General features: G+C 68.4%; 14 protein-coding genes. 3 read left to right on the top strand and 11 right to left on the bottom strand.

Annotated features, from left to right (window positions below):
• Positions 1-268 precede the first annotated feature (268 nt).
• The 3 genes from ADK57_RS45170 to thyX all read right to left on the bottom strand — a co-directional run bounded on the left by ADK57_RS45170 (position 269) and on the right by thyX (position 3,960).
• Positions 269-1,954 carry a ribonuclease J gene (locus ADK57_RS45170; RefSeq protein ID WP_053755609.1) on the bottom strand — a complete coding sequence of 562 codons (1,686 nt, stop codon included), beginning with the start codon at positions 1,952-1,954 and terminating at the stop codon, positions 269-271.
• A gap of 153 nt (positions 1,955-2,107) precedes the next feature.
• Positions 2,108-3,007, bottom strand: coding sequence for a 4-hydroxy-tetrahydrodipicolinate synthase (gene dapA / locus ADK57_RS45165; RefSeq protein ID WP_053755608.1), 900 nt, complete (start codon positions 3,005-3,007; stop codon positions 2,108-2,110).
• A gap of 212 nt (positions 3,008-3,219) precedes the next feature.
• A complete protein-coding gene (gene thyX, locus ADK57_RS45160; protein ID WP_053755607.1) occupies positions 3,220-3,960 on the bottom strand; it encodes an FAD-dependent thymidylate synthase in 741 nt (246 codons plus the stop codon).
• A gap of 200 nt (positions 3,961-4,160) precedes the next feature.
• Between thyX and ADK57_RS45155 the strand changes: the two genes are divergently transcribed.
• Positions 4,161-4,397, top strand: a complete 237-nt coding sequence (locus ADK57_RS45155) for a hypothetical protein (protein ID WP_053755606.1) — start codon at positions 4,161-4,163, stop codon at positions 4,395-4,397.
• A 92-nt stretch (positions 4,398-4,489) separates the two neighbouring features.
• Positions 4,490-5,044, top strand: a complete 555-nt coding sequence (locus tag ADK57_RS45150) for a PH domain-containing protein (protein WP_053755605.1) — start codon at positions 4,490-4,492, stop codon at positions 5,042-5,044.
• A gap of 73 nt (positions 5,045-5,117) precedes the next feature.
• Here the strand turns inward: ADK57_RS45150 and ADK57_RS45145 are convergent, their stop codons facing one another.
• From ADK57_RS45145 to ADK57_RS45120, 6 genes are all read right to left on the bottom strand, one after another.
• Complete coding sequence (locus tag ADK57_RS45145) at positions 5,118-5,573, bottom strand: hypothetical protein (RefSeq protein WP_053755604.1); 456 nt, start codon at positions 5,571-5,573, stop codon at positions 5,118-5,120.
• 8 nt (positions 5,574-5,581) lie between these two features.
• On the bottom strand, positions 5,582-6,334 hold the full coding sequence (gene dapB, locus ADK57_RS45140; RefSeq protein ID WP_053755603.1) for a 4-hydroxy-tetrahydrodipicolinate reductase: 753 nt from the start codon (positions 6,332-6,334) through the stop codon (positions 5,582-5,584).
• A 65-nt stretch (positions 6,335-6,399) separates the two neighbouring features.
• Positions 6,400-7,779, bottom strand: coding sequence for a M16 family metallopeptidase (locus ADK57_RS45135; RefSeq protein ID WP_053755602.1), 1,380 nt, complete (start codon positions 7,777-7,779; stop codon positions 6,400-6,402).
• A complete protein-coding gene (locus ADK57_RS45130; protein ID WP_053755601.1) occupies positions 7,776-9,992 on the bottom strand; it encodes a polyribonucleotide nucleotidyltransferase in 2,217 nt (738 codons plus the stop codon). Before ADK57_RS45130 ends, ADK57_RS45135 begins: the two co-directional genes overlap by 4 nt.
• A 345-nt stretch (positions 9,993-10,337) precedes the next feature.
• The gene (rpsO, locus tag ADK57_RS45125) at positions 10,338-10,625 is read right to left on the bottom strand and encodes a 30S ribosomal protein S15 (RefSeq protein ID WP_033529274.1); all 288 of its coding nucleotides are present in this window, start codon (positions 10,623-10,625) and stop codon (positions 10,338-10,340) included.
• A gap of 192 nt (positions 10,626-10,817) precedes the next feature.
• The gene (locus ADK57_RS45120) at positions 10,818-12,296 is read right to left on the bottom strand and encodes a PQQ-binding-like beta-propeller repeat protein (RefSeq protein ID WP_053755600.1); all 1,479 of its coding nucleotides are present in this window, start codon (positions 12,294-12,296) and stop codon (positions 10,818-10,820) included.
• Positions 12,297-12,445: 149 nt separating this feature from the next.
• Between ADK57_RS45120 and ADK57_RS45115 the strand changes: the two genes are divergently transcribed.
• Positions 12,446-12,742 carry a DUF397 domain-containing protein gene (locus ADK57_RS45115; protein WP_053755599.1) on the top strand — a complete coding sequence of 99 codons (297 nt, stop codon included), beginning with the start codon at positions 12,446-12,448 and terminating at the stop codon, positions 12,740-12,742.
• A gap of 53 nt (positions 12,743-12,795) precedes the next feature.
• Here the strand turns inward: ADK57_RS45115 and ADK57_RS45110 are convergent, their stop codons facing one another.
• A complete protein-coding gene (locus tag ADK57_RS45110) occupies positions 12,796-14,190 on the bottom strand; it encodes a PQQ-binding-like beta-propeller repeat protein (RefSeq protein ID WP_234390597.1) in 1,395 nt (464 codons plus the stop codon).
• Positions 14,191-14,330: 140 nt separating this feature from the next.
• Positions 14,331-15,833, bottom strand: coding sequence for a type VII secretion integral membrane protein EccD (gene eccD, locus ADK57_RS45105; protein WP_053755613.1), 1,503 nt, complete (start codon positions 15,831-15,833; stop codon positions 14,331-14,333).
• Between the last annotated feature and the right edge of the window lie 260 nt (positions 15,834-16,093).

The raw sequence follows: 16,093 nt of genomic DNA, 5'->3' as shown, positions 1-16,093 counted from the left end.
GGTCTTGCGTTTCCGACTCTATCAGACCTTTTCCGATCCGATTTCCTCGGTGCTTTCCAGGTTCCCGCTCTCGCGTTTCCCTTTCCGGCGCTTCCGACTTTATCAGAGGTTCTGAGTCGGAATTCCCGCCCCCACCGGGGACTGGTTCCGGTGCACGAAGCATCCGGGTTCCCGTCTGGGCGGAGCCGTAAACGTACTGGAGCGGGGCGCCTCGATGCAAATCGAGGCGCCCCCCTCCAGGTTCGCGCGTACGAAGGCCGACGGACCGTCAGACCTCCACCACCACCGGGAGGATCATCGGCCTGCGCCGGTAGTTGTCCGAGACCCACTTGCCCAGGGTTCGGCGGATGAGTTGCTGCAGCTGGTGCGGCTCCACGACGCCGTCCTGAGCCGACCGCTCCAGCACCTCGGTGATCCTCGGGATGACATCGCCGAAGACCGAGTCCTCGATACCGGAGCCACGGGCCTGGACGTGCGGTCCGCCCGTGATCTTGCCGGTCGAGGAGTCGATGACCAAGAAGACCGAGATGATGCCCTCGTCTCCGAGGATCTTGCGGTCCTTCAGCGCCGGCTCGCCCACATCGCCGACCGAGAGGCCGTCGACGTACACGTAACCCGCCTGGACCTTGCCCGAGATCTTGGCCTTGCCCTCGACCAGGTCGACGACCACGCCGTCCTCTGCGATGACGATCCGGTCGTGCGGGACGCCGGTCAGGGCGCCCAGCTCGGCGTTGGCGCGCAGGTGGCGCCATTCGCCGTGGACCGGCATCAGGTTCTTCGGGCGGCAGATGTTGTAGAAGTACAGCAGCTCGCCCGCGGACGCGTGCCCGGAGACGTGCACCTTGGCGTTGCCCTTGTGGACGACGTTGGCGCCCCAGCGGGTCAGGCCGTTGATGACGCGGTAGACCGCGTTCTCATTGCCGGGGATCAGCGACGACGCCAGGATGACCGTGTCGCCGGGGACGATGCGGATCTGGTGGTCGCGGTTGGCCATGCGGGACAGCGCCGCCATCGGTTCGCCCTGGGAACCCGTGCAGACCAGGACCACCTCGTGGTCCGGCAGGTCGTCGAGCGTCTTGACGTCCACGACCAGGCCCGGCGGGACCTTCAGGTAGCCCAGGTCCCTGGCGATGCCCATGTTGCGGACCATCGAGCGGCCGACGAAGGCGACCCTGCGGCCGTACTCGTGGGCCGCGTCCAGGATCTGCTGGATGCGGTGGACGTGGCTGGCGAAACTCGCCACGATGATCCGCTTTTGGGCGTTCGCGAAGACCGTGCGCAGGACGTTGGAGATGTCGCGCTCGGGCGGAACGAAGCCCGGGACCTCCGCGTTCGTCGAGTCGGCGAGGAGGAGGTCGATCCCCTCCTCGCTCAGCCGTGCGAACGCGTGTAGATCCGTGAGGCGGTTGTCCAGCGGGAGCTGGTCCATCTTGAAGTCGCCCGTGTGGACCGCCATGCCGGCGGGCGTACGGATGGCCACGGCCAGGGCGTCCGGGATGGAGTGGTTGACCGCGACGAACTCGCAGTCGAAGGGGCCGATGCGCTCACGGTTCCCCTCCGCCACCTCCAGGGTGTACGGGCGGATGCGGTGCTCCTGGAGCTTGGCCTCGATCAGGGCGAGGGTCAGCTTGGAGCCGATCAACGGGATGTCCGGCTTCTCGCGGAGGAGATAGGGGACGCCGCCGATGTGGTCCTCGTGGCCGTGCGTGAGGACGATGCCCTCGATGTCGTCGAGACGGTCCCGGACGGACGAGAAGTCCGGCAGGATCAGGTCGATTCCGGGCTGCTCCTCCTCGGGGAAGAGCACGCCGCAGTCGACGATCAGCAGACGGCCGCCGTACTCGAAGACCGTCATGTTCCGGCCGATTTCGCCCAGGCCGCCGAGCGGGGTGACGCGTAGGCCGCCCTCGGCGAGCGGCGGGGGCGGACCGAGTTCAGGATGCGGATGACTCAAAAGACTCTCCTCACCACACGCGCCACGTACCGGTGGGCACGTGGCGCGCATGACGTTCGTGCAGAAGCAGTTGTCGTTGTGGACACAGGCACCGGTGGCCTGTTTATTCAGTTGTGAAGTCTGATCGCGCGAACGGGTTCGCGAAGTCTGGTGCTAGAGCTGTACCCCGCCCGCGGCAAGATCGATCTTGAGCTGCTCGACCTCCTCGGGCGCGAGCTCGACCATGGGGGCACGCAGCGGTCCGGCGGGCAGGCCCTGGAGGGCGAGCGCGGCCTTGGTGGTCATGACGCCCTGGGTGCGGAACATGCCGGTGTAGACCGGGAGCAGCTTCTGGTGGATCTCGGTCGCCTTCTGGACGTCACCGGAGACGAACGCCTCCACGAGGGCCCTCAGGTCGGGCGTGACCACGTGGCCTACGACCGAGACGAAGCCGACCGCACCCACGGAGAGCAGCGGCAGGTTCAGCATGTCGTCGCCGGAGTACCAGGCGAGGCCGGAACGGGCGATGGCCCAGCTGGCGCGGCCGAGGTCGCCCTTGGCGTCCTTGTTGGCGACGATCCGCGGGTGCTCGGCGAGGCGGACGAGCGTCTCGGTGTTGATCGGGACGCCGCTCCGGCCGGGGATGTCGTACAGCATGACCGGCAGCTCGGAGGCATCGGCGATAACCGTGAAGTGCCGATACAGGCCCTCCTGCGGGGGCTTGTTGTAGTACGGCGTGACGACGAGGAGGCCGTGTGCGCCCGCCTTCTCGGCCGCACGGGCGAGCTCGATGCTGTGATGGGTGTCGTTCGTGCCGACGCCGGCGACGACGTGGGCGCGGTCGCCGACGGCCTCCAGGACGGCTCGTACGAGATCCGATTTCTCCGCGTCGCTGGTGGTGGGGGACTCACCGGTGGTCCCGTTGATGATCAGGCCGTCGTTGCCTGCGTCCACCAGGTGGGTGGCGAGCCGCTGTGCGCCGTCGAGGTCGAGTGCGCCGTCCGCCGTGAAGGGCGTGACCATGGCGGTGAGGACCCGCCCGAAGGGGGTCTGCGGAGTGGAGGTCGGAGCCATGGGTAACACGCTACTCGTTGCTCAGGGCGGGGTCTGCCCTAGGGGGGCTGGGAAAAGTCATGACAAACATGGAACCCGGCACTGCCTGCTCGGGGGTTCAAGCAGTGCCGGGTCCGTTTGATCAGGCTAGATGAACTTCACCAAATGCCGCAATACGGACACTTCGCGCGACTGACCCGTACATCTGTGCCCGGCACGGGAACGAGGGTGCGCTACGGCGCCACACGGCCGTTCGCATTGAAGGCGGCGTACGTGAGCGGCATGAGCTTGGCCCACTCGGCCTCCATCTTCTCGCCGACCATCTCGATCTCCCGCTGCGGGAAGGACGGGACCTTCGCCAGCTCGTGCTGGGTGCGCAGGCCGAGGAAGTGCATCAGCGAACGGGCGTTGCAGGTGGCGTACATCGAGGAGAAGAGGCCGACGGGGAGGACCGCGCGAGCGACCTCGCGAGCGACGCCGGCGGCGAGCATCTCCTGGTAGGCCTCGTACGCCTGGCGGTAGGAGTCCTCCATGGTGCGGGCGACCAGCTCCTGCTGGGCCTGGGTGCCCTCGACGAAGACGTACTTGCCGGGGCGGCCCTCCTGGACGAGCTTGCGGGACTCCCCGGGGACGTAGAAGACCGGCTCGAGCTCCCGGTAGCGGCCGCTCTCCTCGTTGTACGACCAGCCCACGCGGTGCCGCATGAACTCGCGGAACACGAAGATCGGGGCGCTGATGAAGAAGGTCATCGAGTTGTGCTCGAAGGGACTGCCGTGCCGGTCCCGCATGAGGTAGTTGATCAGGCCCTTGGAGCGCTCCGGGTCCTTGCCCAGCTCGTCCAGGGACTGCTCACCGACGGTCGAGACGCGGGCGGCGAAGAGCACGTCGGAGTCGGACGCGGTGTGCTTGACCAGCTCGACGGTGACGTCGCTGCGGAAGCTGGGCTTGAGGTCGTCGGCGGGGGTGTCGGTCACGGCTCGGAGGGTCCTTCCATCACTTCTCTCGGGCGGCGCCCACTCTACGGCCCGGCACTGACATCGGGGCGTTCGGTGCCGGGACGCGACAACTTCGGTGAACTTCTGCGAATTCGGGGAAACCTGGCACCTTTTGGGGCACCCGCTCGTCTGTGTCAGTGAGAGTCACTCGTTCTACCCCGAAGGGAGAAGTACCCCCGATGTTCCGTCGGCGCGAACCCGTACCGTTCGCCTTCCTCGCCGAAGCCGACAAGTTCCGCAGCAATGTCACTCCCCCGCCCCGCGAGCGGGCGTCCGTCAGTCAAATGGCCGGGCACTGGCTTCTGGGGTTCACCATCGTCGCCGCACTCGTGGGTTCGCTGGTCGTCGGGATGCCGGCGCTCAGTCCGGATCAGTCTGCGCAGACACAGCAGTCCCAGGCGTCCCAGGGGCACTGACCTCATCCGGACCCCCAAGGGTGGTGAGCAGGGACACAGGTAGATAACCTCACCGGGCACAGCCCATGGATGGATTGAGTGAGGACCCAGCCGTGCCCCTGCCCTTCCTGACGGCCGACCGCGCATTCGAAGCGACGGACGACGTCGCGTTGCCGTTCGACGACCGCGACCGCTGGCGGCGCCCCTACCGCCCCGGCCCGTGGCGCGTGGGTGTTGCCGCGATCCTGCTGCTGCTCGCCTCGTACGTCCTGTTCGCGGGCGTCATCATCGCCTTGACCGACTCGGTGACCGAGGCGGGAGTGGTCCTCGGTATCGCGCTGCTCGTCATCGTCGGAGCCCTGCGGCTGCTGCGCGTGGGCGTGTGGGTGAGCGCACAGGGGCTGCGCCGGGTGGACTTCTTCCTCACCCGCACGGTTCCCTGGGACCGGGTGACGTCCGTGCGGACCGTGCAGCAGCCGGTGCGCTGGCTCGGGCTGCCGCGCACCGTTCAGGGCCAGGCGCTGCTCCTCGTACGGCATGACCGTGCCACGAATGATGTGCCGGTTCTGCTGACCACGCACAACGCGGACTTCCTCGCGCGTGCCGAGGCCTTCGACAGGGCGTCGGACACGATCGAGGCGTGGGGTGAGGAGTACCGGCGAGGCTGACCTCGGTCAGCGACGCGAAGGGGCCGACCCGCATGTGGTGCGGGTCGGCCCCTTCGGCGTAACGAGGGGGCGGTCAGGCCGCCTGGACCGGCTTGCCGTCGTGCAGGGCTATCGCCCGCTGCATCGCTTTGCGGGCGCGCGGGGTGTCGCGGGCGTCGTGGTAGGCGACGGCGAGGCGGAACCAGCTGCGCCAGTCGTCGGGGGCGGCTTCCGTCTCGGCCTTGCGCTTGGCGAAGACCTCGTCGGCGGAGTCGCGGTCGATGCGGCCGCCGGGGGTGCGCTTCAGCTCGTCGACGGGCAGGCCGCCCTGGGCGTCGAGTTCCGCGGCGAGCTGGTTGGCCTTGCGGACGAACTCGGTGTTCTTCCACAGGAACCACACGCCGATGACCGGCAGGATCAGCACCGCCACGCCGAAGGTGACGGTGAGGAGCGTGCCGGACTGGATGAGCATGACGCCGCGACTGCCGACCAGGACGAAGTAGAAGACCAGGACGGCGGCCGTTGTGGCGTAGGAGAGCTTGGCTCGCATGGCGGGTGTCAGCCCAGGTCCAGGAAGTTTTCCAGGCCGAAGGTCAGGCCAGGGGTGGTCACCACGCGGCGGGCGCCGAGCAGGATGCCCGGCATGAAGCTGCTGTGGTGCAGGGAGTCGTGGCGGACGGTCAGCGTCTCTCCCTCGCCGCCCAGCAGGACCTCCTGGTGGGCGAGCAGGCCGCGCAGGCGGATGGCGTGCACGGGGATGCCGTCCACGCTGGCGCCCCGTGCGCCGTCCAGGGCCGTCACCGTGGCGTCCGGCGCCGGAGCCGAGCCGGCCGCGCGGCGGGCCTCGGCGATGAGCTGGGCGGTGCGCGTGGCGGTGCCGGACGGGGCATCCACCTTGTTCGGGTGGTGGAGCTCGACGACCTCGACGGACTCGAAGTAGGGCGCGGCGATCTGCGCGAACTTCATCGTCAGTACGGCCCCGATGGAGAAGTTCGGCGCGATGAGAACGCCGGTCTCCGGGGACTCGGCGAGCCAGCCCTTGAGCTGCGCGAGGCGCTCGTCGGTCCAGCCCGTCGTGCCGACGACGGCGTGGATGCCGTGCCGCACGCAGAAGTCGAGGTTGTCCATCACCGAGGCGGGCGTGGTCAGTTCGACGGCGACCTGGGCGCCGGTCTCGGCGAGCGTCTCCAGCTTGTCGCCCCGGCCGAGGGCGGCCACCAGCTCCATGTCCTCGGCGGCCTCGACCGCCCGTACCGCCTCGGAGCCGATCCGGCCCTTGGCACCGAGGACCGCCACGCGCAGCTTGCTCATCTTCTTGCTTCCTTACCGGGGTTCCGGAGTCTCGGAGTTTCGGAGTCGCGGAGTTTCGGACTTGATCAGGCGACGGCCTCGTGCAGACGGGACGCCTGCTTGTCCTTCAGCGGACCGATGACCGACAGTGAGGGTCGTCGGCCCAGGATCTCGCGGGCGACCGAGCGGACGGCGTCCGGGGTGACCGAGGCTATCCGGGCCAGCATGTCGTCGACGGACATCTGCTCGCCCCAGCACAGCTCGCTCTTGCCGATACGGTTCATCAGCGCGCCGGTGTCCTCCAGGCCCAGGACGGTGGAGCCCTGCAGCTGGCCGATGGCGCGGCCGATCTCGTCGTCCGACAGGCCGTGCTCGGCGACGTGGTCGAGTTCGTCGCGGCAGATCTTCAGGACGTCGTGCACCTGGCTCGGACGGCAGCCCGCGTACACGCCGAAGAGGCCGCAGTCGGCGAAGCCGGAGGTGTACGAGTACACGCTGTAGGCCAGGCCGCGCTTCTCGCGGACCTCCTGGAAGAGGCGGGAGGACATACCGCCGCCGAGAGCCGTGTTGAGCACCCCGAGCGCCCAGCGGCGCTCGTCCGTCCGGGCCAGGCCCGGCATGCCGAGCACGACGTGGGCCTGTTCGGTCTTGCGGCCGATCAGCTCGACGCGGCCCGCGGTGCGCAGGGTGCGGCGGCCGTCGCGGGGCGCGATGGGCGCGGCGTCCAGGTTCTTGAGGGTGCCCGCCCTCTCGAAGGCGGCGCGGACCTGTCGTACGACCTTGTTGTGGTCGATGTTGCCGGCCGCGGCGACGACGAGGTGGGTCGGGTCGTAGTGCTTCTTGTAGAAGCGGCGGATGCGGTCGGCGGTGAGGGCGTTGACCGTGTCGACCGTGCCGAGCACCGGGCGGCCGAGGGGGTTGTCGCCGAACATGGTGTGCGCGAACAGGTCGTGCACGCAGTCGCCCGGGTCGTCCTCGGTCATGGCGATCTCTTCGAGGATCGCGCCGCGCTCGACGTTGACGTCCTCTTCGAGGATGAGGGAGCCCGTGAGCATGTCGCAGACGACGTCGATGGCCAGGGGCAGGTCGGTGTCGAGCACGCGCGCGTAGTAGCACGTGTACTCCTTCGCCGTGAACGCGTTCATCTCGCCGCCGACCGCGTCGATGGCGGAGGAGATGTCCAGGGCGGAGCGGCGCTGCGTGCCCTTGAAGAGGAGGTGCTCCAGGTAGTGCGTGGCGCCGTTCAGGGACGGCGTCTCGTCGCGGGAGCCGACGTGGGCCCAGATGCCGAAGGTCGCCGAGCGCACCGAGGGCAGCGTCTCGGTGACGATGCGCAGGCCGCCGGGGAGGGTGGTCTTGCGAACGACACCGATGCCGTTCATGCCCTTGATCAGCGTTTGGGTACGGGCGACGGCCCGCGCCTCCGTGGAGGTGCGGGCCGTCGCCGTGGAGCTGCTCGACGTCACTTGTCGGTGTCGTCCTTCTTCTCGTCGTCGCCTTCGCCCTCGATCACGGGGATGAGGGAGAGCTTGCCGCGGGAGTCGATCTCGGCGATCTCGACCTGGACCTTGGCGCCCACGCCGAGCACGTCCTCGACGTTCTCCACGCGCTTGCCGCCGGCGAGCTTGCGGATCTGCGAGATGTGCAGCAGACCGTCCTTGCCCGGGAGCAGCGAGACGAACGCACCGAAGGTGGTCGTCTTCACGACCGTACCCAGGTAGCGCTCGCCGACCTCCGGCATGGTCGGGTTGGCGATCGAGTTGATCGTGGCGCGGGCGGCCTCGGCCTGCGAGCCGACCTGGGCACCGATGTAGATGGTGCCGTCGTCCTCGATCGTGATCTCGGCGCCGGTGTCCTCCTGGATCTGGTTGATCATCTTGCCCTTGGGGCCGATGACCTCGCCGATCTTGTCCACGGGGATCTTGACGGTGATGATCCGCGGGGCGTTCGGGGACATCTCGTCCGGCGTGTCGATCGCTTCCATCATCACGTCGAGGATGTGGAGGCGGGCGTCACGGGCCTGCTTGAGGGCCGCGGCCAGGACGGAGGCCGGGATGCCGTCCAGCTTGGTGTCCAGCTGAAGGGCGGTCACGAACTCCTTGGTGCCGGCGACCTTGAAGTCCATGTCGCCGAAGGCGTCCTCCGCACCGAGGATGTCGGTGAGGGCGACGTAGTGCGTCTCGCCGTTGATCTCCTGGGAGATCAGGCCCATGGCGATACCGGCGACCGGGGCCTTCAGGGGCACACCGGCGTTCAGCAGCGACATGGTGGAGGCGCAGACCGAGCCCATGGACGTCGAGCCGTTGGAGCCGAGGGCCTCGGACACCTGACGGATCGCGTACGGGAACTCCTCGCGCGTCGGCAGGACCGGCACGATGGCGCGCTCGGCGAGGGCGCCGTGGCCGATCTCGCGGCGCTTCGGGGAGCCGACGCGGCCGGTCTCGCCGACGGAGTACGGCGGGAAGTTGTAGTTGTGCATGTAGCGCTTGCGGGTCACCGGGGAAAGGGTGTCCAGCTGCTGCTCCATCCGGAGCATGTTCAGGGTGGTGACGCCCAGGATCTGGGTCTCGCCACGCTCGAACAGCGCCGAACCGTGCACGCGCGGGATGGCCTCGACTTCGGCGGCGAGCGTACGGATGTCCGTCAGCCCGCGGCCGTCGATGCGCTTCTTCTCCTTGATGACGCGCTCACGGACCAGGGACTTGGTCAGCGAGCGGTACGCGGCGGAGATCTCCTTCTCGCGGCCCTCGAACTCCGGCAGGAGCTTCTCGGCGGCGAGCGCCTTGACGCGGTCCAGCTCGGCCTCGCGCTCCTGCTTGCCCGCGATGGTCAGCGCGGAGGTGAGCTCCGGGCGGACGGCGGCGGACAGGGCCTCCAGGACGTCGTCCTGGTGGTCGAGGAAGACCGGGAACTCGCCGGTCGGCTTGGCGGCCTTGGCGGCGAGGTCGGCCTGGGCCTTGCAGAGCACCTTGATGAAGGGCTTCGCGGCGTCCAGACCGGAGGCGACGACCTCCTCGGTCGGCGCCTCGGCGCCGCCCGCGACGAGCTGGATGGTCTTCTCGGTGGCCTCGGCCTCGACCATCATGATCGCGACGTCGCCGTCCTCCAGGACGCGACCGGCGACGACCATGTCGAAGACGGCGTCCTCGAGCTCGGTGTGCGTCGGGAACGCGACCCACTGGCCGTTGATGAGCGCGACGCGGACGCCGCCGATCGGGCCGGAGAAGGGCAGGCCGGCCAGCTGCGTGGACGCGGAGGCGGCGTTGATCGCCACGACGTCGTACAGGTGGTCGGGGTTGAGCGCCATGATGGTGGCGACGACCTGGATCTCGTTGCGCAGGCCCTTCTTGAAGGACGGGCGCAGCGGGCGGTCGATGAGCCGGCAGGTGAGGATGGCGTCCTCGGAGGGACGGCCCTCACGGCGGAAGAAGCTGCCGGGGATCTTGCCGGCGGCGTACATCCGCTCCTCGACGTCCACCGTGAGGGGGAAGAAGTCGAGCTGGTCCTTGGGGTTCTTGGAGGCGGTGGTGGCCGACAGCACCATGGTGTCGTCGTCCAGGTACGCCACGGCGGAGCCGGCGGCCTGCTTGGCCAGGCGGCCCGTCTCGAAGCGGATGGTGCGGGTGCCGAAGGAACCGTTGTCAATGACGGCCTCGGCGTAGTGGGTCTCGTTCTCCACTAGCGTTTTCTCCGTAACTTGTCGTCTTTTGTCCCTCACTGCCCGTGTGGCAGGGGGACGGTTGCGGAGAAGCGCTCCGTCTGGTGCGGGCCGGTCTTCGATCGAAGCCCTCGGGGCTCACTTCCCCCGGGGGCCACTACCGAGGACCGGCGGCGGCGAGGTGCGCTTCTCCTCGTTCGTTGTCGCATGACGCCATACCCTCAGCGGGTACGCGTCATCACTCTGCGTCGTACGTATTGCGTTGTGCTACCACACTACAAAGCGTCAGTGACACTCCGCACGTTTCCATACGTACAGCAAAGGGAGCGGTCCCCCACCCTCGGGAACCGCTCCCCTCACGGCGTCTTACTTGGCGCCCGCCGCACCGCGGCGGATGCCCAGGCGGTCGACCAGCGTACGGAAGCGCTGGATGTCCTTCTTGGCCAGGTACTGCAGCAGGCGGCGACGCTGACCGACCAGGATCAGCAGACCACGGCGGGAGTGGTGGTCGTGCTTGTGCGTCTTGAGGTGCTCGGTCAGGTCCGAGATACGGCGCGAGAGCATCGCGACCTGGACCTCGGGGGAGCCGGTGTCGCCCTCCTTGGTACCGAACTCGCTGATGATCTGCTTCTTCGTAGCGGCGTCGAGCGACACGCGTACTCCTCGTAGTCTGTGAAGGCCACCGAGTGCCCCTGGTCTAAATCTCAGGGGGGCTTCCGTTACTCGGGAGGCGGGGATCCGCTGGGCGCGGCCTCCAGGGCGTGGGCTCCGGGGGCGCGTACACAAACGGCCACAGCACAGACTACCAGCCTGCGAGGATGCCCCCGACCGGGGTCGCCTCCGGTGTCAGCCGCCGGTCTCGAACCCGTCGGCGAGCCAGAGGCTCTCCCCTTCGTCGTCCTTGCTCACCGGTCCGGTGAGGCTCGTGGCGGCGAAGAAGATGCGGCCGTGCTCGTAGCGGACGTCGAGGCTGTCGAAGGGCGGCAGGCCGACCGTGCCGAAGAGCAGGAGGAGGGTCTCCTTCCCCGACGTGGGATCGATGCTCACGGCGGCGCTGGGCGTGGCTGCGGCGAAGGACTGCCGAGCGGCGATGAGCTTGTCACCACTCATGCGGACGGGGTACATGGGGCGGCCGATCTTGGCGTCGTACTTCCGGACGCTCTTGCCGGTGGCCAGGTCGAAGGCGACTATCTCGTTGGGCACCTGTCCGTGGGCACTCACGGTGCTGACGTCGCGTGCCTGAGTGGAGATGTACAGCTGCCGCTCGCCGACCACCACCGCATCACAGGTCTCGACCGGGCCCGTGACGTCGATGCCGTCGCCGCACTTGGTGACGTAATTCCGGTTGGGCACCGAGATGGAGGCGCGGAACCTGCCCTGGTCGCTGAGGGAGATCAGGTCGGTGATCGAGAGGTCGCCCGCCGCGACGGCGATGACCACGGGGGACGAGGAGATCAGACGAACGTCCTGGATCCCGGGGGCCACCTCGTAGGTCCACAGCGGCTTTCCGGTCTTGGGATCCGTCCCCTCCACCCGAAAGCGTCTGTTGGCCGCGTCGCCGCACTTGACGAGGCGCACCAGGGCCCTGCCTCCGGCGTATCCGCTGTCCCCGCAGACCGATCCTGCCGTGTGCGACCAGAGCAGTTTCCCGTCGGTCATGGCGTAGGCCGCCGAACCGTCTTCCCAGGCGGCGACGACTCTTCCACGCGTCATCGTGATCCTGGCGGGCACGAGTCGCTTCTCGGGCAACTTGACGTGCCACAGCCGCTTGCCGGTGTCGATGTCGAACATCGCGATCCCGTCGCACGGGCCGCTCATGGCCACGCCGTTCGGGTCGTTCCTGGTGGGCTCGACCGAGAAGGCCACGGCGGTACGGCCGTCCACGGTGACGTGCGGGGTTGCGGCGCAGACGCTGCCGGGGAAGCCCAGTTTCCACGCTTCGCGGTCGGTCGAGATCTTGTACCCCGTGATGGCGTTGCCCAGAGTCTTCGCAAAGGTCTTGGCGGTCGCCCAGGTGCCCGTCGTCTCGATGTTCTGGCCGGCCTTGATGCCCTCGGCGCGACGCGCGACCGCGCTCACCCCTTCCGGAGTCGTCGGTCGGCGCTCGATCGTCTCCCGGATGTCGTCCGGGCCTTGGCTCGCCGCGGCCGGGCTCTGGCCGGAGGCGGTGTCGGTGCCGTCGTACGACAGGACCCATATACCCGCGAACAGCATCGCGAGCGCGGTCGTCGTGGCACCGAGGGCGAACAGCCGGCGGCGCTTTTTGCGGCTCTCGGCCGCCAGGGTGGACTCGGTGTAGACGGAAGGCGGTGGGCCGAAACTCACGGACGGGACCTTTCTGCCGAGGGCGCGGATGTGTGAGGGAGCTGTCGCCCTTCGTGACGGTCGCTCATGAGCAAACGTCTGACCAGGGGGAACGGCGGCAAGTAGGGTGGCTGGACAGCTCGTTGCAGAGGGAAGGATCAGTAATCGCCATGGCCGACACCAAGGACGAGGAACTCAAGGCACGCAAGGAGCGCGAGAGGGACGAGCTGTACGCCCTCGACATCTCCGGCGTCGAGTGGCTCAGCGCGCCGGGCACCGAGGAACACGAGGAGCGGGTCGAGATCGCCTACCTCCCCGAAGGAGCCGTGGCCATGCGGTCGTCGCTCGACCCCGACACCGTGCTGCGGTACACGGAGGCGGAGTGGCGGGCGTTCGTGCTGGGGGCGCGGGACGGGGAGTTCGATCTGGAGGCGGCGCCGCACAACGGTGGGCTCTCTACAGAGTGAGCGCAGCCCAGGGGGGCGGCGCGGGCTCGCGCCGCCCCCCCCTGGGCGTTCCATCAGTGCTTCAGTCCGGCGCTCCCGATGCCGATGACCGACAGCGCCGAGTCAATGGACGCGTCGTCGCGGGCCAGTTCCCGCTTCGCAAAAAAGACTCGCCCCTTTTCAACAATGATGTCCGACTGTTCCGGATCGCCCAGTTCACCCTCGTTGTCCTCCGGGAGCTGGAAGAGGAGGAAGGGGGTCTCCTTGTCCGTCCGCGGATTCCAGCTCACCACAGCCGCCGGTTCGACGGCGCTTCCAACCTCCCGGTAGATCAGCAGCTCGTCGCCGCTCATCCGCAACGGATAGACCATCTGTAGTGAACGCCCGTCGAACTTGCCCCCCGTCTTGCCCGTCTTGAGGTCGAACTCGACGATCCAGTCCATCGCCTGGTCGACGGCGATGTTCTCCTTGCTCATGACGTAGGCCTGGGTCCGTCCCACGACCAATCCGTCGCAGTTCTCGAACTCACCGAAGAACGACCGCCCGAAGTACCTCTCGCCGCACTTGGCGTCGTAGCCGCTCAACGAGATCGTGGTGAGTCGCTTGCCCTCGTTGTCGAGCGAGATCAAGTCGGTCACCACGATGTCTCCCGCCGCCACGGCGAGCACCGGCGGGTCCGACGAGGGCAGATAGACGGTCTGGACCCCACCGGCGACCTTGTACGTCCACTGCGCTTTGCCGGTGCGCGGGTCGAGCTTCTGTACCTGGTATCGGGTGTCGGGCAGCTCTCCGCATCTGAGCAGGGCCAGCAGTGCACGTCCGCCGGCGAAGGCCTGGTCCTCGCACTTGGAGCTGGTCGTACTGTTCCAGAGCTGCTTGCCGGTCTTCATGTCGTACGCCACCGAGCCGCGCCCCCAGGCCACGGCGACGACGCCCTTCGTCAGGGTGAGATTGGTGTTCGTGACGTAGGCGGTGTTCGCCGCGGGCATCTTCTTCTGCCACAGCTTCTTGCCGGTGTTCAGGTCGAAGAACACGATCTGATCGCAGACACCGTCCTTCTCCGATCCCTTGGGCTGCGGGGGCTGGATGACGACCGCGGTACGTCCGTCTGCGGTGACGTGCCTGCTGGTGGCGCAGATGTGGCCGTCGAGCTTGAGGGTCCAGGCCACCTCGTCGGCGTCGAGGGCGATGTTGTAGCCCTCGATACGACTGGCGACGCCCTTGGCGAGAATCTTGTCAGTGGCCCAGGTGCCGGGCGCGTAGCGGGGATTGTTGTCGGAGTCCTTGGGGAGGTTCTCCTCGTCGTGCTGGATCATCAGCTGCCCCTCGGGGGAGCTGGGGATCTTTTCGGTCGTCTCCCTGATGTCGTCGGCGGCCTGCCGAGTCACCGACGGCTTGTCGTCCGGCGACCGGTCGTCGGACCCGGACCACACGAGCGCACCGCCCGCGCACAGGACGACGACGGCCATCACGGCCACCACGCCGAAGACCCGCCTGCGGCGCTTTGCCCGGGCTTGGTCTGCAGCCAGCGTCGACTGGGTGAATATCGATGGAGGTGGGCCGAAGCTCACGCTCGAAGGTCCCTTCACTCATTGCCGGTTCGGCCGGATCAGCTCGTCATCGACCGGGCGGTGGTGTACACGTCGAAGACGGCCAGCGCCAGCGGCACCAGGGTCAGCAGCACGAAACCCTCGGCGATCTCCAGGAAGCGTCCCCAGAACGGGGTGAGGCCGCCGCGCGAGACGATCAGGCCGATCGCCGTGATGAGCGCGGCCGTCGCAGCGATCGCCGCGACGAGCCAGATGGTCCGGATGTCGAGGTCGGTGCGGTCGCCCATGAGGGCGTCGCGGACGATCGAGTGCGGCGGGTTGAGCGCCAGTCCGAGGCCGAGGAGTACGAGGGAGGCGAGGCCGGCGCCCAGGACGGGGGCGACCTGACCGGTGTACCGGAAGAGGTGGGCCCGCATCAGCAGAGCCATACCGGTCGCGAGGGCGAGCAGTTGGGCCCAGACGTTCGAGGAGAAGCCGAGAACGGCCGAGGCACCGACGGCGAGCAGCGCGCAGCCTCCCACCAGGCCGACCAGGAGTTCGTGTCCGCGCCGGGCCTTGGCGGCGACCCGCTCGGCGTCGACCGGCTCCTGGGGGGCGGGGTCGGTGTCGTACGCACTGCGCGGCGCGGTGTCCGGAGCGTCGAAGCCGATCGGCAGCCGGGCGAAGCGCATCGACAGGCCCGGCAGGAAGGCCAGGCCTCCGACGGCGATCGGGGCGCACAGGGCGGCGATCTCGGAGGGCCTCCAGTCGGCGAGGGTCGCCGCGAACACGGCGAGCAGGCCGATGGCGGAGGCGAAGACGAAGGCGACGAACGGGCCGTCCCCGCTCGGCGAGCACAGGGTGAGCAGGAACGAGGCCAGCAGCACTGCCGCACAGGCCAGGAGGAACTGGAGTTTGCCGATGCCCTGTCCGTCGGTGAGCGGCAGCAGACCCGAGCCGGCCACGCCGACGTTGGGGAGCGCGCCGAGGCCCAGGGCGACGGCCGAGGCCCGGTCGTCGTAGACCCGGGCACGTACGCACGCGAGGACGACCAGGAGGACACCGGCGACGCCGGCGAGGATGCCGGGGAGGCTGTTCATGTCGTGGAGCGGGTCGCCGGTCCAGGCCACGAAGGCGAGCAGGACCGGCAGCAGGCCTCCTCCGACGAGGCCTGCTGCACGCGTCAAGTCCCCGCTCCACAGGGTGCGTTCACTCGTCACGGCGGAGGCGACCGCTTCGGAGACGTCGTCGAAGACGGCCGGCGGCAGCGACTCGGAGAACGGGCGCAGCGTGAGGAGTTCGCCGTCGAGAATGCGCTGGGCGGCGAAGGAACGGGAGCTGTCGAGGACCGTGCCGTCGCGGCGTACCAGGTGGTAGCCGACGGGTGCGCCCTCGGCGGGGCTTTGCTGGGAGAGCCTGAGGATCTCCGGATAGATGTCGGCGACGGGGATGTCGTCGGGCAGTGCCACGTCGATCCGGCTGTCGGGGGCGACGATCGTGACCCGGCAGAAGCCGAGCCCTGTGCCCGCACCGGAAGTCCCCGTACCGGTCCCTCCTCCGGTGGCTGCCGCGGAGGCCGTCATGCTCACCTGCTGATCCCCCTCAGTGATGGTTCTGCGTCTGCGGTGTGAAAGTCCTGCGCCGCTTTCCCCGCCCGTCGAGACCGACGCTGCGGCGAGGCGGCGGCTACGGTGCCGCGGGGCTGTCGCCGGGGTTCCGTACCTCGCCAGATCGCACGGAATGCCCCGATCCTCCAGCCCAACTCGCGTGTGCTCACGCGAACATCCGGCACCCTACCGTCCCCTCGTCTCTTATGAAGTCAGTAGGATCACGCGGCGGCCTG

Origin of the sequence: Streptomyces sp. MMG1533, assembly GCF_001279775.1 — a bacterium.
Taxonomy (GTDB): domain Bacteria; phylum Actinomycetota; class Actinomycetes; order Streptomycetales; family Streptomycetaceae; genus Streptomyces.
The sequence above is the reverse complement of the archived record's forward strand: the minus strand, read 5'-3'. Positions and strand labels throughout refer to the sequence as shown.